Origin of the sequence: Chlorogloeopsis sp. ULAP01 (assembly GCF_030381805.1) — a bacterium.
Lineage (GTDB): Bacteria > Cyanobacteriota > Cyanobacteriia > Cyanobacteriales > Nostocaceae > Chlorogloeopsis.
The window spans coordinates 236,014-258,521 of the sequence record NZ_JAUDRH010000015.1 but is presented as its reverse complement, the minus strand read 5'-3'; the positions used below and the strand labels follow the sequence as shown (position 1 = coordinate 258,521).

Here is a 22,508-nt window from a genome sequence, read left to right as displayed (position 1 = left end):
TTCAACCCCTCCCAACCTCCCCTTACTAAGGGGAGGTGCCGTAGGCGGTGGGGTACATCCATATCAGCCTTTTCGTGAAATAGTATTACTAAAACAAATAGATTAAGTTATCGGATAAAACTGAATAAGACATATGAGGTATGCTGCAAGTGATTGTGACGTACCATTTTTGAGTTATGCAACCTATACAATGAGTTATCTAAACTAGAGAAGATATATAAACTTGAGCATCTAATGAGCATGATATATGTATAAAAAAAACTTAAATTTATTTAGGATTTACTTAGAGTAGCAATTTTGAGCATAATTTGAGCATTTTAAATAATTTGATGACTAAAAGTATTGATTTTACATTAATTGTATGGAATTTCACCTTTCCGTAACTCCAGTAGGGCAAAGTGACTACTTAGTGCGGACGGAACAAGTCGCGCCTGGGGTGCCTTTGGCAGAAGAATTAGTGACTTGGCCTGTAGCTGATTGGTTAACGGCTGCTGGACATTTGATGAATGACCCTTTGAAGTCGATGTTACAGGGGGATGCGATCGCACTCAACTCTGTCAACTTGGTAGCATTAGGTCAGCAACTTTATAATACGCTGTTTCAAGGCACTCTCAGAGATAGTTGGATTACTGCCCAGGGTATTGCTCAAAATCACCAACAAGTACTGCGCTTACGTTTGGGGCTAAAAGATACCAGGTTAGCACGTCTGCCTTGGGAAGTGATGCATGCAGGCGATCGCCCAATAGCAACAGGCCCTTACATCGCTTTTTCACGTTATCAAAGTGGGATGAATGGGGTATCTAGGCTACCATCCACAAATATGCCCATACCTCTGGAAGAAGGTGGAATCAGAGTATTAATGATCATTTCTTCTCCCACGGATCAAGTTCGTTTGGATTTGCTGAAACAAGAAGCGATCAAACTGCAAGAGGAACTTCACCGTCAATCACCACGCATCAGCGAAACTGGCCATTTTCTGCCGAGAATTGAACTCACCTTACTAGAACAACCGGGGCGAGAGGAATTAACACAAGCCCTAGAACAAGGAAGGTTCCATGTTCTGCACTACTCCGGTCATAGTAATGTTGGTGCTAATGGTGGTGAAATTTATCTTGTCAGTCGGAGAACTGGCTTAACAGAAGTCCTCAGTGGTGATGATTTAGCCGGTTTGCTTGTCAATAATAATATTCAAATAGCTGTATTTAATTCCTGTTTGGGAGCATACCCAGCCACTGTCAACCTACAGGGAGAGACAGGCGAACGCAACTTGACGGAAAGTTTGGTGAGGCGGGGGATCAGAGGGGTTTTGGCAATGTCAGAGCGCATTCCCGACGAAGTAGCGCTGACACTTACACAATTGTTTTATCGGAATCTTGCTCAAGGATATCCAGTAGATTTGTGTGTCAGTCGAGTACGCCAAGGCTTAATTTCTGCCTATGGTTCGCACCAGATATACTGGGCATTACCAATTTTATATCTCCAACGTGAGTTTGACGGTTATCTCAACCCAGAAATTTATTTACCCCAAATGGGGCAGTTTTATAACGATTACGATTCGGCTTTAAGCTCCACCTCAACCATATTCTTGACAAGGGCAGATGATGCCGATATGCCCTTACCAATTGATGAAATTATGCCTTCGGGTTTGGTAGATGACTCTTGTGATTGGTTAGGTGAAGATACTTGGGGTGATTTAGTCGATGAAATTGAGTATGACGATCCAGGCTATGCAGAAGATTCTGCTATAGTTTCTGATTTGCTGCGCCAACTAGAACAATCAACGGTGGCGAATGAGGAAACAGCGATCGCACCGGAAGTAGTGCAGCAGGTTGGGGAAGATAATATTGACAACCAAGAGGTTTCAGGACAGGCAACATCGCCAGATCATAATCTCAGCAGCAATTTGCGGGCAGAACTGCCAGAGGAGACGGCTCAAGACAGTCAAGTTGGAGCAGAACGTCAGGCACTAGTAAATGATGCTAACTTGACAAGAGATTTGCGCAATGCTTTTCCCTCATCGGTTAATTTCATTCCACCCCAAAAACCTAATTTCAGACAACGCGCTCAACGTCGATTTTGGTCTAGAGTTGGGATTGTAGGAGTAAGTGCGATCGCAGCAGTTATTGGTTTAAGTGTGTGGAATAGTCACCAAAAGTCACAATTACCTGATCTACCATTAACTCCGACTGTCCAGTCTCAAACTAACCCTAATGTCTCTGAACGTAATTTAAAAACAGAGGAAACCGGAATTGTTACAGCCTATGCGATCGAAAAAGTCAGCAAAGGAGAATTGCAAAAGGGACTATTAGCTGTGGAAGAATTACTAAATCGTAATGCTCTTTCTAATGCTAAAGCGGCTCTAGCTCTTGTTCCTAATAATAATATTGAAGATCCATCTGTTAACTTTTTGAAGGGACGGTTAGCGTGGCAATCAGTTCAAACAGGAGATAAAAACTATAGTATTGATGATGCCCGCCGTTATTGGGAAAGTGCTGTCAAAGCCGAACCTGATTCGCTATTATATGCTAATGCCTTAGGTTTTGCTTACTATGCAGAAGGTAATATCAACCGTGCTAATGATGCTTGGTTCAAGGCATTGAATGCAGCTATCAAACAACAAAATACATCTGCCAGTGCCATAGCACCCACACCGAAAGAAATTAATCATGATGCTTTGACTGCCTATGCTGGTTTAGCTATTGGATTGTATAAATCTGCCCTTAACCAGCCAGTTTCTAAAAGAGAGCGATATTTTAATGAAGCCATCAAGCTACGCCAAATGGTAGTCAAAGACGATCCCAGCCATTTTCAAATTAATAAATTAGCCAACAATTGGCTATGGCCACAGAAAGCAGTTAAAGATTGGAACTCGCTCCTTCAGCTACCCTCTTCCCCATCTCAAGAAGGGGAATCATAATACCAATTTTGGATTTTGGATTTTGGATTTTGGATTAAAATTATTGATTGAGATACTATCCCAGAATTTTGAAACCAAATGTCTATGTCGATTTGCTATAAGCTATTGCTGCTAATAGAATCTCTGCTACCGAACTACAGCACCATCAAAGCAAACATAGGATAAAGGAGTTTCCTAAATTTGCTACTAGAATTTTACTTATGATTTGAATATTGTTGCGTCAATTATTGCATCAAATATGTTACCAAACAAGCTTAGACGCGGTAATATATGAGGGTGATTTTTTCTGTAGCTGCAATAACTTTTTGGGGCAACAAAGATGAGTCAAGCAGCAGGGGCAAGGGCAGATATTCTAACGCTGGGTACAATAGACAGGCAGTACTGGTACGAACAGGGCAAGCAGTTCGATAATCAAGAGCTTTATGCAGAAGCAATTGTATGTTACGACAAAGCTTTAGCAGATTGTCTTGACGGGTACTGGATTTGGTACGATCGAGGCAGCGTTTTACGGGAATTAGGTGAATATGAACAGGCGGTAGCTAGTTTTGAGCGAGCATTGATAGTACGTCCTAATGATTATTGGGCTTTGTACAACCGAGGCTGTATTTTGTTAGAAGATTTAGATCTGTTTGAAGAAGCGATCGCAAGTTTTAATCAGGCTTTGGCAATACGCCCTAAAGACTACTGGTCATATTTTCGTCGAGGAGACGCCAAACGACAATTAGGACGTTACGAAGAGGCGATCGCTGATTACGATCTAGCTTTATCAATTCGTCGTGATGATTATTGGGCTTGGTTTCGGCGTGGAGATGCTTTGAGACATTTAGGTCGTTACAATGATGCAATCAAAAGTTACGATGAAGCTTTAGTGATAGAACCAGATGATTTCTGGGCTAATTACAAACTAGCAGATGTATTAAGATATGTAGGGCGTTATCGAGCTGCACTTACAACCTATCAAGAAGCCATTGAAATCAAACCAGATGATGAATACGCTTGGTATAACAGTGCCTGCTGTGCAGCCCAACTAGGAAATATCTCATTAGCAACACAATGCCTTGAGTCTGCGCTGCTAATTAATCCAAATTTTCAGGTACTGCTGAAAACAGATCCTGATTTACAAGTAATTCGAGATCAAGGATTGTTGGGAGACTTGCTACGCGAAACTAATTGTTTATATTGATGTTTTCTCAACTTTGCTCATGTCAATCTTGTCGAAAAGTAGTGGATCTCGGTAATGTACCAATTGAAAGCATTGGATTAACAAGTTATTGCTATGACAAATAATGTCCTTGGAAAACCATTAGATATTTGTTGCACCTCGCCAATGACAGGTTTTTACCGAGATGGAATATGTAACACAGGTGCGGGTGATATTGGTGCTCATGTTGTCTGCGCACAACTCACAGAAGAGTTCCTGGCATTTACCAAGTCAAGGGGAAACGATTTGAGTACACCCGTTCCCATATTTGACTTTCCAGGTTTAAAACCAGGCGATCGCTGGTGTTTGTGCGCTTCTCGTTGGAAAGAAGCATTGGATGCTGGAGTTGCACCACCTGTAATTTTGTCAGCCACTCACGCATCAGCTTTGGAATATGTTTCTTTAGATGAATTGAAGCAACACGCTCTCGATGAAGTGTAAGTCAGTAGAATAACCAGATTAAAGGATAAAATTTGCCCTATAAGATTCCCGGCTTTTGAGATAAGTCGGGAATCTATGTTTTTGTTTATTTAATAGTAAAGAGTGGCTGCTTTTTTAGATAATAATCACTAAATTTGGCTACCGTGTATAGAAATTTTCTTTTTGGAAAGCACAACAGATGAAGTTTTACAAATATCACGCTCTTGGCAATGACTATGTGGTGTTAGATCCTAAAGATTTTTCCTTTCCCTTAAACCCAGAGATAATTAGAGTTATTTGCCATCGCAATTTTGGGATTGGATCTGATGGTATATTGTGGGGGCCACTTCCATCTGACACCGCACAGTTTGTATTACGTATTTATAATCCTGATGGCAGTGAAGCGGAAAAGAGTGGTAATGGCTTGCGGATATTTTCTCGCTATCTATGGGATAAGAAACTTGTTGGCGAACAACTATTCTCAATTCAAACCTTAGGCGGATTGGTTCAATCGGTGGTAAAAGACGCTGGGAGAACTGTTCAAGTAGAAATGGGAAAAGTTAGTTTTTGGAGCGATGAAATCCCAGTTATAGGCGATCGCAGAGAAGTAATTCAAGAGCAGATCAATTGTTGTGATCGCACGTTTTCCTTTTGTGCTGCCACAATTGGGAATCCACATTGCGTGATTCCTCTCTCCGAAATTACGCCAGCGATCGCAAAACAGTATGGGCAGCTTTTAGAAGTTCATCCTTTCTTTCCCAATCGTACCAATGTTCAGTTCATGAAAGTACTGAATCGAAACAGTATCCAAATTGAAATATGGGAGCGGGGCGCTGGTTACACCTTAGCATCAGGTAGTAGCAGCAGTGCAGCAGCAGCAGTGGCACATAAACTTGGTTTGTGTGATCCCTCAATTACCGTGCAAATGCCTGGTGGTGTGATTTCGATAGAAGTAAACGACGATTTTATGATTTCAATGACGGGTGCTGTGACAAAAGTAGCAGAAGGAGAAATCTCAGCAGAATTGTTTGATGAACTAAACAAAACAATTAATTTCTCTTTGTATTCTTGATATAATTTGGTGCAGAGTTGGGCTACCAGCGCCAACTTTTTTAGCCTTTTTTAGCCAATTTTTTGCCTGCTCTTCATTACCCAAAAAGTAATCTGCTTTAGCAATATAGCAACAACTAACTACTATATCGATAGTATCATTGCCTGCTTCCGTTAAAGGTAAAAGCATTTCTTTACCTTCATTATATCTACCTAATTCTATCAGAATAGAACCTCTCGTTCCCTGCACAGTCTTGATATCATTAGCTAATAAAAGTGCTTCTCCTGACCATTTATCAGCTTTTTGTAGATATTTATTTTCTCCATGATTTATCACAATAGAAGCTAAAATGTCGATAATATAAATTTTATCTCTTGTTATAAAATGAGAATTATTTAAAAGTAACTCCAGTAATTCAACTGCATCATCAAAATTTTGTCTATTAATTTGAGCTTGTGCTTTAAATAGTAACTGTAAACTTTTTAAATCATTGTTGAAAAATTGATTTGAAGAATTATCTTGTTTTGATGTGTATCTTGATAATCCTAATAGTTTTTGAATAAACTGCTGATTGCTTTTAGTTAAAGCATCTATTACTTGTTTACCATCACTTCCAACATTCATGCCATACTGTTTAGCTTCTAACGGTAAAATATTAAAAATAAATAGTAAAATTTCTATATAAGCTAAAAAATTTATGATTTCTACAAAACTTACATCAACTAAAATTTCACCATCATAGTAGTTAGAAAGTTTTGTGAGTGCAAAAAAAAGAATAAAATTAACAATTGGCCCACCTAAATACATAAGTATAAGTTTCGACTTGAGCCATTTTAGTTCTAAATTAGATATATAAGTTATACCGCCACCAGGAATACTTCCAAACTCAATTACAGAGCTAAATAGCTTGAATTGCAAGATTTTTTTGCCCATTCCTATTTTAACAAGATATGGATTAAAACCTACTATCTTAGCTGTGAGAAAATGTCCCATTTCATGGCAAAAAATTGAAAAGTAAAGCCATATAAAAAGAATTAAAACAAATTCTAATTGCATATTTAATTGCAATCTTACTATCAAGACACTACTTAGGAAGGTAATAAATATACTCTTCTTTTATTTAGTGTTCCCAACCAATCAATATTTGTTATCAGTATAAATACGACTTTTAAATAAAGTTTTTAATTTTACTACAATAATAGTGTCAAAATTAATAAGTAAGTGGGCAAGAGAAATTCGACGTATATGAATAAATATAAATTAATTGTAGGGTGCGTTATGCCGTAGGAATCGCGCACCTTGAAATATCAGGTAATGCTGGCGACAAAACAAGAACAGACAAGTTGAAATGTAGGCGATCGCCAATAATCTTATAGCGCTTAGGAGTAGCTGGCGATGGAAAAAGTGTAGTTTCAACCTGTTCCCCACTATTATCTCTTTAAATAAGTGGAAATCTGATTTATTAATCCACAGAGGAACCTAATACCTGCTGTATGCTTTTAGCGATCGCCTATCTTAGTGCTGATACGCAGGAACATTTAAACGCATCATAATTCTTTCTGGTTCTGTTAAATTTTTAAAACCATAGCGACGGTAAAGCCCATGAGCATCCTTTGTTCCTAACAGCCACCTTTGCACGTCTTGCAGTTCTGGATATTCCAAAATAAACTCAACAAACCATTTTCCTAAACCCTGTCCGCGATAAGGCTCTAATATGAAAACATCTTTTAATAACGCAGAAGTTGCATAGTCAGTAATGACTCTGGCAAAACCAACTTGTTTGTTGCTTTCATACAGTCCAAAACATAAAGAATTTTGAACTGCCTTTTCTACAATCGCTAATGGTATATTTTCAGCCCAATAGGAATCTTTTAAGAAACCATGAATCATTCTTATATCTAATTTTGTTTTATCAGTGCTGATATAAAACTTATGCTGTAACTCTTCTTTCATATTGTTGTAGCATTTTTATATCACGATTTATGAGAAATAATTCTAATTTATAGTAAAATGAACAGTTTAAATCTTGAGGAAATAATAATTTACAGACACTTTAAATATATTACGCTTCATTAGTACAACGCCTGAACCCTTTAATCAGCTTGTTTAGAAGCGTCATTTCTCGCTTTGGCCATGTTCGCCCCCATTGCTCTTCAAAATTGTCACAAAATTCCATCTGACGTAATGCACGCCAGAAAGGTAACACTATTAATTCGTATGAGTCATTTATTCTAAATACAACTTCACCTTGAGATTGAATTCTCCGACTATCAGGAAATCTCACAACTTCTAAAGTTATCTCATCATTATTTCTAGATAAATTAAATTCATATTCTATTGGTTCAGTATTCCATCTTACAATTGTTTGACTATAACCATTTATTAATACTATAAGTGCATCCACAAGTTCAAAAAATGAATTGTAAGGTATTGAAGAAGCTATGAATAATAGCTGCTGTTCCATACTTTTTATGTCCACAGTTATACTACCTTTCTCTGGCTTACCAAAACGAACTTTAAATCTGTGACACATAAACTGATAAAAGTAATGAGATGGAAGTGATTGGAATAGATAGTCAGGATGAGTTGTACTCATTTAAAAAGCCAAGCAATTAACTTCAATAAAAATTTGAATAAAAGCGATCGCACTAGAGTATACTCGCTTTTTATACATTTATCAAAATCCTATAAACATATAAATAACTGATAAAACTACTGAACCAGTAACTCAACAGCAGAGGATATATTCAAAATCAAGCCCATCTACTACTACTTATGAATAACTCTGCACCTACATCCTGGAATGAAGTTCGGGCTGCATTTCAAAAAATCTGGGGTTACGAAGATTTTCGTCCACCACAGGGAGAAATTATCCGCAGTTTGTTGGCGAAAAAAGACGCACTAATTATTATGCCAACGGGTGGGGGCAAATCAATTTGCTTTCAACTTCCAGCTTTATTACAAACAGGGCTAACTTTGGTAGTTTCACCCTTGGTGGCATTGATGGAAAACCAAGTGCAAGAACTACGCGATCGCAATTTAAGTGCAGAGTTATTACACAGCGAATTGTCTTCTTTCCAACGGCGACAAATTCTTAAGGCATTAGAACAACAAAAGCTAAGATTACTCTACTTATCGCCCGAAACTTTACTCAGCAAGCCCGTGTGGGAAAGATTATGTCAGCCGCAACTTGTAATCAATGGTTTAATTTTGGATGAAGCCCATTGCCTAGTGCAGTGGGGAGAGACATTTCGACCTGCTTATCGAAGAATTGGGGCAGTGCGACCAGCATTGCTAAAATTAAAACCACCAGGAACAAAAATAGTACTAGCTGCCTTTACTGCCACCGCCGATCCCCTAGCCCAAAAAATCATTCAAGAAACTTTACAATTACACCAACCAACAATTTTCCGTTTGAATCCTTATCGCTCCAATCTTAGCCCCACAGTCCAGATAGTTTGGACACCACGAGGCAGAAAGCAAAAATTATTAAAATTTATCCAACAAAGACAGCAAACCACGGGATTAGTTTACGTTCGCAGCAGACGAGATAGTGAGAATTTAGCTATATGGCTGCAAGAAATGGGTTATACTACAGCTAGTTATCATGCGGGACTGAGCGCTGAGGAACGCCGCGCTGTAGAAGGTGACTGGTTAGGAGGAAAAATACCTTTTGTAGTTTGTACCTCTGCCTTTGGCATGGGAATAAATAAACCAGATTGCCGTTGGGTAATTCACTTTCACGCACCGTTGTTGTTATCAGAATACGTGCAGGAAATAGGACGTGCCGGAAGGGATGGTAAACCAGCCCAAGCATTAACGTTAATCAGTGAACCGACAGGGTGGTTAGATCCACAAGATAAGCAAAGACAGAAATTTTTTGAGGAAAAAGTGCGACCGCAACACCTACAAGCACGACGATTTATCAACAAACTACCAAAAACAGGAGAAGTAGATGCAGTAGCCCGACAATTTCCCGATGGTGCTATTACTCTTTCTCTCTTACACAGTTGCAGTCAGCTAAAGTGGATTGACCCTTTCCACTACACAATTGTTAGTAGTCCGAAAAGTAGCTCACTTACACAACTCCAAACAGCTACACAGATGAATAAATACCTCACTAGCAAACAGTGCCGTTGGCAATTTTTATTATCTGCTTTTGGTTTTGAAAAAGAAGCAGCTAATTGGCGCTGCGGACATTGTGATAATTGTCAATAATCCTTTGTTATTAGTCCTTGGTCTTTAGTCATTAGCTAAAGACTAATGACTATATTCACGTCTAAATTCAATTTTATGGTAATAACGACCACCGATAAACATAGATGCACACCGATGATTTATCTGTGCTTATCTGTGTCCATCTGTGGTCGATTTCTAAAACTGCCTTAAAAAGCGTAAATCGCTGGCATACACGCGCCGAATATCATCAAGCTGATGTAGCACCATTGCAAAGCGCTCCACACCAAAACCGGCGGCAAAGCCTGTATAAATTTCTGGATCGTAACCTACAGCTTTTAAGACATTTGGATCGACCATACCACAACCCATAACTTCCAACCAGCGACCATTCCATTGCAAATCAACCTCAGCAGATGGTTCGGTAAACGGGAAATAACTAGCACGGAAGCGAATCGGTAACTCACCAAACATTGCCTGCAAAAATACCTTAATAGTACCTTTGAGGTCGGTAAAAGTCAGTCCCTCGTCAATTGCCAAAAGTTCGATTTGATGAAAAACTGCCGCGTGAGTAGCATCTACGTTATCTCTCCGATAGACTCTGCCAGGGGCAACAATGCGGATCGGTGGTTCTTCGTTTTCCATGTAGCGAATTTGTACCGACGAGGTATGAGTCCGCAGCAAATTGCCATCTGGTAGGTAGAAAGTATCCTGCATATCGCGAGCAGGGTGATCGGGTGGAGTATTTAGAGCCTCAAAATTATAGTAATCTGTTTCCATTTCTGGGCCAGAAGCCACTGTGTAGCCCATACCCACAAAGATATCTAGCGCCTTGTCGATCATGCCATTAATCGGATGAACTCGACCTTGGGGATAGTAAATTCCTGGCATTGTCACATCCAGAGTTTCAGCTTCTAGCTGTGCCTGAATTTTTGCTGCTTCCAAGGCTGTATGTTGCCGATCAAGGCTTGTTTGCAAGGCTTCTTTAACTGTATTGGCAACAGCCCCTATTTTTGGTCGTTCTTCTGCTGGAAGTTTGCCCATGCCGCCCAAAAGCACTGAGAGGCTACCTTTTTTGCCAAGATACTTGACTCTCAGTTCTTCTAAGCTTTCTAGGGTGTCGGCAGCTGCGATCGCCTTTTCTCCTTCCTCTCGCAATGCCAAAAGTTGAGCTTCTAAGTTACTTGTCATTACTCAATAGTTAATAGTCAATAGTCATCGGTCATCGGTCATCGGTCATTAGCCATTGGTCATTAACTGTGGACTAATGACAAAGGACAAATGACAAAAGACTAATCAAATTAATTAATAAGCCAATTGTGCATCAAAGGCAATGGTTGAAACCCAACGCACTAATATCAGTTTAGAGGTGATTGATGTAGATAAGCATATTTTTATTCCGTACTTGTGACACATAACATTGACAATTGATTCATGAGCGTTGACTAATGACTTAATGATTAGTGAGTATTTATATTTACGAATGAAACATGAAATTGCTGATTAGTAACGATGATGGTATTTATGCTTTAGGTATTCGGACACTCGCTAACTCTTTAGCCCAAGCAGGACATGAAGTTAGCGTAGTTTGTCCAGACAGAGAACGTTCTGCCACAGGTCATGGATTAACCCTACACCAACCAATTCGTGCCGAAATAGTCGAGTCGATTTTTCATCCCACCGTTAAAGCTTGGGCTTGTGATGGTACTCCCTCTGACTGTGTAAAATTGGCATTGTGGGCTTTGCTTGACTCTCCTCCCGATTTAGTTCTTTCTGGAATTAATCAAGGTGCGAACCTGGGAACAGAAATTCTCTATTCTGGTACTGTTTCCGCAGCAATGGAAGGCTTAATTGAAGGCATTCCCAGTGTGGCACTGAGTTTGGCTAGTTTCTCGTCCAAAGATTTTCAACCCGCAGCTAAATTTGCCAATATTCTAGTGGAACAGATAGCGAAAAAGCCTCTTCCTGATTTGATGTTGCTTAATGTTAATATTCCTGCTGTCAAGTGGGAAGAAATTGCGGGAGTTGCCATCACCCGCCAAGGAGTACGACGCTACGTAGATGTTTTCGACAAGCGAATTGACCCACGTGGTAAAACTTATTACTGGTTAACAGGAGAAGTTTTAGAAGATGTGGAACCACCAACAGGTCTAAATTTACCTCAAAATTTACCCATGGATGTACACATCATCCGCAAAAACTACATTAGTATAACTCCATTGCAATATAATCTCACCTACGTAACAGGGTTGCATGATTTATCTCAATGGAATTTTACCTTTCCGTAAGGTATGGCAAGAATAATTACCGTAATAACTGAGTTAAATGCATTACAAATAAATATAAGTTATAACGTAGAAAATCACTGACCATTGACCCTATAAGAAAGCCAAAAACTTTCAATCAAGTTCTTTGGATGTCTTACTTAAATTGAGTAAATTCGGCTAGAGAAAAGTATAATGAGTTACCAGTAGAGTAACAATCTGCCAACAATGGTGAGACAGCATAAACGTTACCAGTTAAGTAACATCTTTATATTGCTCGCCCGCTCAATCTTTGCAAGCCAACACCCATGTCCAGGATAGAAAATCAATTTAAAGTGCATTTTTGGGGCGTTCGCGGCAGTATCCCCTGCCCTGGGCCTAGCACCGTCCGTTACGGAGGTAATACCTCTTGCGTCGAGATGCAAGTGGACGGCAAACATTTAATTTTTGATGGTGGTACTGGGCTGCATGTTTTGGGGCAATCTTTATTGTCCAAAATGCCGATAGAAGCTCATATATTTTTCACCCACTCCCATTGGGATCATATGCAGGGTTTTCCTTTTTTTACACCGGGGTTTGTGAAAGGAAATACTTTTCATATCTATGGCGCGATCGCTCCTGATGGTTCCACAGTCGAACAGCGTCTTAATGACCAGATGCTGCATCCAAATTTTCCAGTACCTTTACAAATCATGCAGGCAAATTTGGATTTTTGTAACGTCATACCAGGCCAATCCATCCAAATCGATGACATCACCGTTGAGACAGCACCTTTAAACCATCCGGGTGAAGCCGTGGGATATCGAGTTACCTGGCGTGGCGGCACTGCTGTTTACGTTACCGATACCGAACATTTCCCCGACAGGTTAGATGAAAATGTTCTGCGACTAGCTCGTGATGCCGACATTCTAATTTACGACTCCACCTACACGGACGAGGAATATCATTCACCAACTAGACCAAAAATCGGTTGGGGACATTCTACATGGCAAGAAGCTGTAAAGGTTGCCAAAGCGGCTAATGTTAAAAATTTGGTAATTTTTCACCACGATCCAGCTCATGATGATGATTTTTTGGATCGTGTGGGAGAAGAAGCACGTCAAATCTTTCCTCGTGCAATCATGGCACGCGAAGGAATGGAGCTTCAGGTTCCGATTTCAGTTAGCTTATCAGAATCTTTTCCTGTTAGTAAGTTTTTTGCATAGATTTTACTTTCGGAGCAATTACAAATTTTAGATTAGATTGGTGATCAGAGGCTTACCCTACGCTTGGATGACTTCTAAACGTCTGGTGAAAGTTGGCTATTGGCTTTGCAAAGTTAGTTATTAGGCAAAAGCTGATAGTACAATCAACCTTAAAAGTGGTCTTTTGAGGCTAGACACAAGACCCGCCAGGGCAACTTCCCGTAGGGTTGGCCAAAAGCCGAACAAACCTCAAATCCCAGAATCGACGTGCTAAATCTGTCTCAAAATGGGTGTTCTGTGTGGGTTACTTCTTCAACCGAATTAGCTCTAGTGCCAACTGCTGTGGCACTTGGGAAATTTGACGGTGTACATCGCGGTCATCGACAGGTTATTCAACCAATTTTGGAAGACATAGGAACACGGGAAGGTGGGGACATAAAAACATTTTCACCCTCCGTGACATCCAAAGATCGCATCTACTCGACAGTTGTCACCTTTAATCCTCATCCACAAGAGTTTTTTACCGGTCAACCCCGTACTTTGCTGACGCCGCTAGATGAAAAAGTCCAACAATTGCGATCGCTTGGGGTGGAACAACTGGTACTATTGCCTTTCGACAAAGAGTTATGCGCTTTGACTCCCGAAGAATTTGTAGAAAAAATTCTCATTGAGCAATTGCAAGCAGTACAAATTAGTGTTGGGCAAGATTTTCGTTTTGGTTCTAAACGCACTGGTACTGCTCAAGATTTGCAAGTAATCGCTGCCAAGCACGGCGTTCCAGTTACCATAGTCCCCTTAGAAAGTTGTTCTGAGGAAGTTTTTCCTGAGGCTCCCATTAGCAGTTCACTGATTCGTCAGACCCTCAGTAGCGGCGATCTTCAATACGCAAACAAACTATTGGGGCGTCCGTACTCTCTCATCGGTACAGTAGTTAAAGGCCAACAACTTGGCAGAACAATTGGCTTTCCCACCGCCAACCTACAATTGCCCAAAGATAAGTTTTTACCCCTCCAAGGTGTTTACGCTGTGCGTGTCTTTATCACTGATGAGACTCTAGAACTCGATGGAAATGGCTATTTAGGTGTAATGAATATAGGTAATCGCCCCACGGTAAATGGTACTCAAATCTCAGTGGAAGTACATCTTTTCAATTGGTTTGGTGACTTATATGGTAAAAAGCTAACTGTGCAGCTAGAAAAATTCTTACGCCCGGAACAAAAATTTCCTAATCTAGAAGCCTTAAAAACACAAATTCAATTAGACTGCAATGCCGCTAAAGCTTTTTTTGGTTGCTAAGTGTTAATTTCGTCTTGCTAAGGGAACACTAGGGATTAGGGACTAGGGATTAGGGATTAGGGACTAGGAATAAAGAAATCTTAATACCCAATATTTCAGTACCAAATCACCAATACCCAATCCCCAATCCCTAGTACCCTATCCATAATTGCTGTATGAGAGACAAAATTGACGCTCTGACTAAAAATTTGGCTCATACCATCGTTGGTAAATCTGAGGCGATACGTTTAGTATTAGTCGCCTTGCTAGCCGGCGGTCATTCTTTATTGGAAGATGTGCCTGGAGTAGGCAAAACTCTCCTTGCAAAAACCCTGGCTCGATCCATAGATGGGCAGTTTCAAAGATTACAATGTACCCCCGATCTATTACCAACTGATATTACTGGCACTAACATTTGGAATCCCAAAAGCGGCGAGTTTCACTTTCTCCCTGGCCCTGTATTTGCTAATGTGCTATTAGCTGACGAAATCAACCGCGCTACACCCCGTACTCAGTCGGCTTTGCTGGAAGTGATGGAAGAGCATCAGGTAACAGTCGATGGCGTCTCTCGTGCAGTTCCTACACCCTTTTTTGTCATTGCCACCCAGAATCCGATCGAATACCAAGGTACATTTCCCCTACCAGAAGCACAAATGGATCGGTTTATGCTGTCTTTAAGCCTGGGCTATCCTTCTGAAGAGGAAGAATTGCAAATGCTGCAAAATCTTGATGGTAGTGTTAAACGAGGAGATTTACAGCCTTGCATTACCTTAGCTGAAGTTCAACAACTACAGCAAATCTGCTCTCGCGTCAAAGTGGATATTTCCCTGCAACAATATATGCTCGACTTGGTGCGGGCAACACGGTGCGATGAGGAAATTACTCTTGGAGTTAGTCCACGCGGCTCTGTAGCCTTACATAGGGCGACTCAGGCGCTAGCTTTTATTTTGGGGCGTGATTACGCTATTCCCGACGATGTAAAATTTCTTGCTCCTTACGTTCTTTGCCATCGCCTCATTCCTGCTGGCGGACGTAGGGCAAAAACAGTGATGGAAAGATTGTTACGGGCTGTACCAATTCCTTAGTTCAGACTTGAAGCTTGCCGTCCGCCTAAGCGTTGGTTTTGCGATGCAGGCAGAATGTTAACAGAGATAGTTGCATAAGCACCTTGTTGCTGACCAATTATGATTAGGCGAATAAAATCTCCTAAGCCTTCTACCAATCGAGCATTACGTAAAATTCCGGAGTCTATTGGTACAAATCCTATCTCTTTTGCAAGCTGCATTACTGTTTTTCTCGCTTGCCCATCATCTCCTGCAACAAATACAGAAACTCCATAATCTCTTAACGGCTCAGGTGCTAATTCAAACACTTCCTGCGCCATTGTGTTAAAAGCTTTGACTACACGAGCATTCGGCACATCTTTGGCAAGCTTTTCTGCTAACGATTCTACTATTGGCGGATAAGCAAATCCTTCAGGAATTTCCTGATTATTACAATCAATAACTATTTTACCGTTGAGAACTTCAGGATTAGATAGCAATTTCCTTGGCATAATCCCGCGTGCTGTCCATAAAATGACATCAGCAAACGCTATCGCCTCATCGTTTGTACCGCCTTGGGTTCCACGTTCTGCCAACTTTGCGACTGCTTTTCCTTTTTCGGCATCACGGGAGCCAAAAAATACTTGATGTCCCTGCTCTGCCCAAAGAATACCTAAAGAACGTCCCATGTTTCCACTACCAACAATTCCAATTTTCATGGCTCGATATTTCCTATACAAAACAGACAGGTCTGTATCGTTGTTATGATTGTTATATTACAGACAGGTCTGTATCATGTCAATAGAGATATTGGGAGAATTAGGTGCCAAAAACTCGCCTTGTAGCAAAGCAGGACGAAGCAAAGCCTGCGCTCAGAGAACATATCCTCAACATTGCCGATGAACTATTCTATCGCCAAGGGATTCGAGCCACAGGGGTAGATACGATCATTGCCAAGTCAGGGGTGGCGAAAACAACTTTATATCGCTATTTCCCATCAAAAGATGATTTGGTGGTGGCGTATCTGGAACGACGCAACCAGTGCTTTTGGGAACTGATGGAAGTAGAAATTGCCAAGCATCTTAATCAGCCTACCGAACAATTATTTGCAGTTTTTAAATGGTTGGATGAACTATTGACAAAGCCAGATTGTTTAGGCTGTCCCTTCCTAATTGCCACAGCAGAATATGCAGAATTAGACTATCCAGGACATCAGATTGCGATCGCTCACAAAGAAGCGGTACGCGATCGCCTGATGCAATTAGCCGAAAACGCGGGTGCCAGCAATCCGCGCGAACTTGCTGCAAATCTACTGTTGCTAATTGACGGCGCGTTTGCCCAACGGCGGTTATTTGGTCAATTTGTGGAGGTATCTTTAGAAAAAGCAGCAGCTACGCTAATTAATGCGTACTGATCTGCATAAATCTGATAACGCACCCTCTCAATCCTCTGTTATGAGTGCAAATAGATTCGATTTTGAAGCGCTGTTCGATGAAGATTATCTCTATTTCTATGAACCGCTATTAACATCAGAACGGACGGAGCGCAATGTTGATTTAATCTGTCGTCTGCTGAACGTGCAGCCGGAAATGGCTGTATTAGATTTAGCTTGTGGACACGGGCGAATTTCTAATCAACTGGCTAAACGTGGCTGTAATGTGACTGGGCTTGATGCTACAGCTTTATTTTTGGACAAAGCCCGTCAAGATGCAGCTAATAGCGGTGTGGAAGTTGAGTACATCCAAGGTGATATGCGTTCTCTGCCGTGGAGCGATCGCTTTGACTGCATTATTAACTGGTTTACCGCTTTCGGGTACTTTGATGACAATGAAAATCGCTTGGTGCTAGCTCAAGCCGATCGCGCCTTGAAAGTTGGTGGCAAGTTGTTGATTGACACTCAAAACTTGTACCGCATCATCAAAGACTTTCATCCTAGCTTTGTTACTGAACGCGAAGGCAATTTCATGATTGATACTAACCGCTACGATATCTCTACTGGTCGCACATACAACGAACGAATTATCATTCGTGATGGGCAGATACGTCGCTTCAATTTTTTTGTTCGCCATTTTACCTTTACAGAACTCAGCGACTGGTTATGCCAAGTTGGTTTCCGTCATGTTGAGGGTTACGGACACGATGGTGAGCCATTTGCACTGGATAGCCGCAGAATGATTGTAGTAGCAACAAAATGAAGGAATTGGGAACTAGGGATTAAGTAATAGGTCATGGGTGATGGGAAAAAATTACCAATTTTCTATCTTCAATTCAAAATCCAAATTCTACAATCCAGAATCAAATGGGTGTGAGGAATGTCAAATCTTGTTAAGCATCGCAACCGCCGCAAAATCAAGGGCAAGTCTATCGGTTTACTTTTGGTAGTCTTTACTTGGAGTTTGGCGATGGGTTGGTTAATATCCTTTGCGACAAATGTCCAAAGTGCTACTCCCGTCTCCGAAATTGGTACTGTTGATGTAGTACCTAGTCAATATCAATTGGGGCAAGAACTTTACTTAGAAAACTGTTCCACTTGCCACATCGCCTTACCACCCGCAGTACTGCCTACTGAAACTTGGAAAAATCTTTTGCAAGACTCAGAACATTATGGCGCACAACTCAAACCATTAATCGATCCGCCGCGCATTTTGGTTTGGAGATATCTGTCAACTTTTTCGCGCCTGCTGCAAAAAGATGAACAAGTACCCTACCGCGTCAATAACTCTCGTTATTTCAAAGCTTTACATCCCCAAGTCAAATTGCCACGTCCTGTAGACATAAATAGCTGTGTGAGTTGTCATCCTGGTGCTGCCGACTTCAACTTCCGTCGCCTCAGTTCTGAATGGGAAAAATCATAGTGATAAGCATTGGGCAATGGGCATTGGGAATAGGGCATTGGGCATGGGTTATGGTTGATGGATGGGTTTTGGGTGTTTTGGATGGCACGACCCGATTTTGAAGATTTGCAAGTTTATCAACTAGCTGAGAAGCTAGCTAATGAGATTTGGCAGATTGTTAAGCAATGGGACTATTTCACCAAGGACACTATCGGCAAGCAAATTGTTCGATCTGCTGATAGTGTTTGTGCCAACAGAGCAGAAGGACGGGACAGGTATAATGACCCAGATAATCGACGTTGTGTCAAAATTGCTAGAGGCTCTTTATATGAAACAGTCAGTTGGTTGAGACTAGCCTACGCTCGACAACTTTTAACAAATGAACAAGTAAATCAATTTAAACCAATCATTGACGAGCTATAACCCAAACTCAATGCTTATCTAAACTCTATAGGGAATAGAGAATATAAATAACCAATGCCCCATGCCCATTGCCCATTGCCCCAGTCCCTAATCCCTAATGGTGGGCGATCGCTACTTGAGCTTGGTCGGGGTTCACTGCCCCATCTGGGGGTGAAATGATACTATTAATTAAAGCTTCAAATATAAGCTGTAGTTTAAAGCCATTATTTAAGTAACCTAGATTGGCTGATTTCGTTGCTGTTTTTGAGGAAATTCTCACTGGCAACTCATTACTTGAGTGTTAAAGCTCAATTGGATTAAACACTTATAATTATCCATCCAAATCTAAAATTCCCATCTTCACTTGAGTTTGTTCAATAACCTGCCATGCTAAAAACTTTGTTGGGCGATCCCAACGCTCGTAAGCTTAAAAAATACCAACCTTACATTAGTGAAATTAACCTCTTAGAGGAAGACATTAAAGCCCTTTCTGATGAAGATATTAAAGGCAAAACCACAGAGTTTAAACAGCGTCTTGCCAACGGCGAAACTCTGGATGACATTCTACCAGAAGCCTTTGCTGTAGTTAGGGAGGCCGGACGACGAGTTTTAGGATTGCGGCACTTTGATGTGCAACTCTTGGGTGGTGTCATTTTGCACACAGGTCAGATAGCTGAAATGAAAACTGGTGAGGGCAAAACCCTAGTTGCTACCTTACCTAGTTATTTGAATGCTCTTACGGGCAAAGGTGTACACGTTGTTACCGTCAACGATTACCTAGCTCGTAGGGACGCGGAATGGATGGGACAAGTACATCGTTTCTTAGGCTTGAGTGTAGGGCTAATTCAGGCTAGCATGACTCCTCAAGAGCGGAAGAAAAATTACGATTGTGATATTACCTACGTCACTAACAGCGAGGTTGGCTTTGACTACCTGCGCGACAATATGGCAACGTCGATGGCAGATGTGGTACAGCGTCCGTTCAACTATTGTGTGATTGACGAGGTAGACTCGATTTTAATTGACGAGGCGCGGACTCCGTTAATTATTTCCGGGCAAGTCGAACGACCAACAGAAAAATACACCGAAGCTGCCCGAATTGCCAACGCACTCAAAAAAGACGAGCATTACGAGGTGGATGAAAAAGCTCGTAACGTGCTATTGACAGACGAGGGTTTTGCCGAAGCAGAAAGGCTTTTAGAAGTAAAAGATTTGTTTGATCCGGAAGATCCGTGGGCGCATTTTGTCTTTAACGCCATTAAAGCCAAAGAACTTTTCCTCAAGGATGTAAATTACATCGTTCGTAATGGAGAAGTAGTAATTGTAGACGAATTTACTGGGCGGGTGCTTCCCGGAAGGCGCTGGAGCGACGGACTACACCAGGCTATTGAAGCAAAAGAAAGAGTAGAAATTCAGCCGGAAACCCAAACTCTAGCAACAATTACCTATCAAAATCTGTTTTTGCTGTATCCAAAATTAGCTGGTATGACTGGAACAGCAAAGACAGAAGAAGCAGAATTTGAAAAAATTTACAAACTAGAAGTAACTGTCATCCCCACCAACAGAACCAGAAGACGCCAAGATTTGTCTGATATGGTGTTTAAGACCGAAGCAGGAAAATGGCGGGCGATCGCTCAAGAATGTGCTGAAATGCACAACCTTGGTAGACCTGTACTGGTGGGAACCACAAGCGTAGAAAAATCAGAATATCTCAGTCAGTTATTAAAGCAGATGAGTGTTCCCCACGAACTGCTCAACGCTCGACCAGAGAACGTGGAGCGTGAAGCGGAGATTGTGGCTCAGGCAGGACGCAAGGGAGCCGTAACTATCGCGACAAACATGGCTGGTAGAGGTACGGATATTATTTTGGGTGGTAACTCAGAATATATGGCTCGTCTGAAGCTGCGGGAATACCTCCTACCTCGAATTGTCAAGCCAGAAGATGAAGATATATTTGCCATTCACAGGGCTGGTGGTTTACCTCCTGCTGCCACTGGTGGCGGACAAGGTTTTGCCCCAGGCAGGAAAGTCAAAACTTGGAAGGCTTCGCCTCAGGTTTTCCCAACTCAACTTTCTAAAGAAACAGAACAGTTACTCAGACAAGCAGTGGAATCTGCGGTGCGAGAGTATGGCGATCGCAGTCTACCAGAGCTAGAAGCAGAAGACAAGGTAGCTATAGCCGCAGAAAAAGCTCCCACTGACGATCCCATAGTTCAACAATTGCGACAAGCATACAACCGCGTTAAGCAAGAATACGAAGCGTTTACCAATCGTGAACACCAAGAAGTAGTTGACTTGGGAGGTTTGCACGTAATTGGTACAGAACGCCACGAGTCGCGGCGGATTGACAACCAATTGCGGGGACGTGCCGGAAGACAAGGCGATCCTGGTTCAACCAGATTTTTCCTCAGTTTAGAGGATAACTTGATGCGGATTTTTGGAGGCGATCGCGTAGCGCGGTTAATGGATGCCTTCAATGTCGAAGAAGATATGCCGATTGAATCGGGGATGTTGACTCGCAGTTTGGAAGGCGCACAGAAAAAAGTTGAAACCTACTACTACGACATCCGTAAGCAGGTATTTGAGTATGACGAGGTAATGAACAATCAGCGTAAAGCCATTTACGCTGAACGCCGCCGGGTATTGGAAGGGCAAGACTTAAAAGAACAAGTAATTGAGTACGCTGAAAGAACGATGGATGACATCGTTAACTACTACATCAACCCCGATTTACCCTCAGAAGAGTGGGAATTGGACAAGTTGGTGGAAAAAGTTAAAGAATTTGTCTATTTACTGGCAGACTTGCAGCCAACTCAATTAGAAGATATGTCAATGGGCGAGATTAAAGCATTTCTGCACGAACAGGTGCGAATCGCCTACGACATGAAGGAAGCTCAAATAGATCAAATCCAACCCGGATTGATGCGCCAAGCCGAAAGGTTCTTTATCTTGCAGCGAATTGATACATTGTGGCGAGAACACCTACAACAAATGGATGCTCTGCGCGAATCTGTCGGATTGCGGGGTTATGGTCAAAAAGATCCGTTGATTGAGTACAAAACCGAGGGTTATGAACTCTTCTTGGATATGATGGTCAATATCCGCAGAGATGTGGTGTACTCGTTGTTCATGTTCCAACCCCAACCACAACCAGTAGTGCAAACATCCTCAGAGATGGTTTAAAGTTTGCAAGTAGTTTAAGAGTTAGTCTGTAAATTAAGTAGTTAAGCGGGTTAAGGTTTGAGAGAAACTTTTACCCGTTTTTTTATATTTGGATTTGATTTTTAATTGCTGCCAAGATATTCGGGGATCTGAAACTTGCGGCTTGTCACAATCAATGTGGTGGAGTACTAGCAAGTCACTCCAAAGGATTTGGGTTATACTTATGCCAATTCAGCGTGACTAGAGTTGATATTTAACTCAGCCTGTGTTATATTACTCAAGTTGAAAGTTTGCGGGCATAGTTTAGTGGTAAAACCATAGCCTTCCAAGCTATTGATGCGAGTTCGATTCTCGCTGCCCGCTTCAAGAGTCAATCCTAGTGTTTGCTATTTATCGCTTCTCAAGCTTAATTAGGATATTTACTGTAGTACATAAGTATCATTTAAATACGATCGCCTAGCCATACACCTCGAAGCTGGCTTTTTGAGGTGAGATTGAACCTTTAACACTATTGATGTTTGTGCGATCGCAGCTTAATAAAACCAGTAATACTAAATTTATATAATGACCAATAAATAT

General features: G+C 41.3%; 20 protein-coding genes and 1 tRNA gene. 15 read left to right on the top strand and 6 right to left on the bottom strand.

The window, feature by feature from the left end:
• Positions 1-361 precede the first annotated feature (361 nt).
• The 4 genes from hetF to dapF all read left to right on the top strand — a co-directional run bounded on the left by hetF (position 362) and on the right by dapF (position 5,610).
• Positions 362-2,917 (top strand): cell division protein HetF, encoded by a 2,556-nt coding sequence (gene hetF, locus QUB80_RS27050; protein ID WP_289792569.1) that lies wholly within the window; start codon positions 362-364, stop codon positions 2,915-2,917.
• Between the two features lie 319 nt (positions 2,918-3,236).
• On the top strand, positions 3,237-4,100 hold the full coding sequence (locus QUB80_RS27045; RefSeq protein WP_289792568.1) for a tetratricopeptide repeat protein: 864 nt from the start codon (positions 3,237-3,239) through the stop codon (positions 4,098-4,100).
• A 93-nt stretch (positions 4,101-4,193) separates the two neighbouring features.
• Positions 4,194-4,559 carry a DUF2237 family protein gene (locus QUB80_RS27040; RefSeq protein WP_289792567.1) on the top strand — a complete coding sequence of 122 codons (366 nt, stop codon included), beginning with the start codon at positions 4,194-4,196 and terminating at the stop codon, positions 4,557-4,559.
• A 178-nt stretch (positions 4,560-4,737) separates the two neighbouring features.
• Positions 4,738-5,610, top strand: coding sequence for a diaminopimelate epimerase (gene dapF, locus QUB80_RS27035; protein WP_289792566.1), 873 nt, complete (start codon positions 4,738-4,740; stop codon positions 5,608-5,610).
• Here the strand turns inward: dapF and QUB80_RS27030 are convergent.
• The 3 genes from QUB80_RS27030 to QUB80_RS27020 all read right to left on the bottom strand — a co-directional run bounded on the left by QUB80_RS27030 (position 5,575) and on the right by QUB80_RS27020 (position 8,053).
• Positions 5,575-6,645: a M50 family metallopeptidase gene (locus QUB80_RS27030; RefSeq protein ID WP_289792565.1), complete on the bottom strand. Its 1,071-nt coding sequence runs from the start codon at positions 6,643-6,645 to the stop codon at positions 5,575-5,577. The genes dapF and QUB80_RS27030 overlap by 36 nt on opposite strands.
• Positions 6,646-7,104: 459 nt before the next feature.
• Entirely contained in the window at positions 7,105-7,542 is a 438-nt protein-coding gene (locus tag QUB80_RS27025; protein ID WP_289792564.1) for a GNAT family N-acetyltransferase, read from the bottom strand.
• Positions 7,543-7,651: 109 nt separating this feature from the next.
• Positions 7,652-8,053, bottom strand: coding sequence for a hypothetical protein (locus tag QUB80_RS27020; protein WP_289792563.1), 402 nt, complete (start codon positions 8,051-8,053; stop codon positions 7,652-7,654).
• 311 nt (positions 8,054-8,364) lie between these two features.
• On the opposite strand from QUB80_RS27020, the gene QUB80_RS27015 reads away from it, so the two are divergent.
• Positions 8,365-9,807 (top strand): RecQ family ATP-dependent DNA helicase, encoded by a 1,443-nt coding sequence (locus tag QUB80_RS27015; RefSeq protein ID WP_289792562.1) that lies wholly within the window; start codon positions 8,365-8,367, stop codon positions 9,805-9,807.
• Positions 9,808-9,963: 156 nt separating this feature from the next.
• Here QUB80_RS27015 and pheS read toward each other — a convergent pair whose 3' ends face one another.
• The gene (gene pheS / locus QUB80_RS27010) at positions 9,964-10,956 is read right to left on the bottom strand and encodes a phenylalanine--tRNA ligase subunit alpha (RefSeq protein ID WP_289792561.1); all 993 of its coding nucleotides are present in this window, start codon (positions 10,954-10,956) and stop codon (positions 9,964-9,966) included.
• Between the two features lie 299 nt (positions 10,957-11,255).
• On the opposite strand from pheS, the gene surE reads away from it, so the two are divergent.
• The 4 genes from surE (at position 11,256) to QUB80_RS26990 (ending at position 15,573) form a co-directional block, all read left to right on the top strand.
• Positions 11,256-12,053 carry a 5'/3'-nucleotidase SurE gene (surE, locus tag QUB80_RS27005; protein ID WP_289792560.1) on the top strand — a complete coding sequence of 266 codons (798 nt, stop codon included), beginning with the start codon at positions 11,256-11,258 and terminating at the stop codon, positions 12,051-12,053.
• A gap of 284 nt (positions 12,054-12,337) precedes the next feature.
• The gene (locus QUB80_RS27000; RefSeq protein ID WP_289792559.1) at positions 12,338-13,234 is read left to right on the top strand and encodes an MBL fold metallo-hydrolase; all 897 of its coding nucleotides are present in this window, start codon (positions 12,338-12,340) and stop codon (positions 13,232-13,234) included.
• Between the two features lie 246 nt (positions 13,235-13,480).
• On the top strand, positions 13,481-14,509 hold the full coding sequence (locus tag QUB80_RS26995) for a bifunctional riboflavin kinase/FAD synthetase (RefSeq protein WP_289792558.1): 1,029 nt from the start codon (positions 13,481-13,483) through the stop codon (positions 14,507-14,509).
• Between the two features lie 155 nt (positions 14,510-14,664).
• Positions 14,665-15,573, top strand: coding sequence for an AAA family ATPase (locus QUB80_RS26990; protein ID WP_289792557.1), 909 nt, complete (start codon positions 14,665-14,667; stop codon positions 15,571-15,573).
• Here QUB80_RS26990 and QUB80_RS26985 read toward each other — a convergent pair.
• On the bottom strand, positions 15,570-16,250 hold the full coding sequence (locus QUB80_RS26985; RefSeq protein WP_289792556.1) for an NADPH-dependent F420 reductase: 681 nt from the start codon (positions 16,248-16,250) through the stop codon (positions 15,570-15,572). The two genes, QUB80_RS26990 and QUB80_RS26985, sit on opposite strands and share 4 nt — an antisense overlap.
• Positions 16,251-16,354: 104 nt before the next feature.
• Here QUB80_RS26985 and QUB80_RS26980 point away from each other — a divergent pair, with 104 nt between their 5' ends.
• The 4 genes from QUB80_RS26980 to QUB80_RS26965 all read left to right on the top strand — a co-directional run bounded on the left by QUB80_RS26980 (position 16,355) and on the right by QUB80_RS26965 (position 18,788).
• On the top strand, positions 16,355-16,945 hold the full coding sequence (locus tag QUB80_RS26980) for a TetR/AcrR family transcriptional regulator (RefSeq protein ID WP_289792555.1): 591 nt from the start codon (positions 16,355-16,357) through the stop codon (positions 16,943-16,945).
• A 40-nt stretch (positions 16,946-16,985) separates the two neighbouring features.
• Positions 16,986-17,726, top strand: coding sequence for an SAM-dependent methyltransferase (locus QUB80_RS26975; protein WP_289792554.1), 741 nt, complete (start codon positions 16,986-16,988; stop codon positions 17,724-17,726).
• A 117-nt stretch (positions 17,727-17,843) separates the two neighbouring features.
• Positions 17,844-18,386, top strand: coding sequence for a diheme cytochrome c (locus tag QUB80_RS26970; RefSeq protein ID WP_289792553.1), 543 nt, complete (start codon positions 17,844-17,846; stop codon positions 18,384-18,386).
• Between the two features lie 81 nt (positions 18,387-18,467).
• Entirely contained in the window at positions 18,468-18,788 is a 321-nt protein-coding gene (locus QUB80_RS26965) for a four helix bundle protein (protein WP_289792575.1), read from the top strand.
• 94 nt (positions 18,789-18,882) lie between these two features.
• On the opposite strand, the gene QUB80_RS26960 is transcribed toward QUB80_RS26965, so the two are convergent.
• A complete protein-coding gene (locus tag QUB80_RS26960) occupies positions 18,883-19,047 on the bottom strand; it encodes a hypothetical protein (RefSeq protein WP_289792552.1) in 165 nt (54 codons plus the stop codon).
• A 107-nt stretch (positions 19,048-19,154) separates the two neighbouring features.
• On the opposite strand from QUB80_RS26960, the gene secA reads away from it, so the two are divergent.
• Together secA and QUB80_RS26950 are read left to right on the top strand one after the other, a co-directional pair.
• On the top strand, positions 19,155-21,950 hold the full coding sequence (gene secA / locus QUB80_RS26955) for a preprotein translocase subunit SecA (protein WP_289792551.1): 2,796 nt from the start codon (positions 19,155-19,157) through the stop codon (positions 21,948-21,950).
• A gap of 271 nt (positions 21,951-22,221) precedes the next feature.
• Positions 22,222-22,292: transfer RNA gene (locus tag QUB80_RS26950), tRNA-Gly, on the top strand.
• The last annotated feature ends 216 nt before the right edge of the window (positions 22,293-22,508 follow it).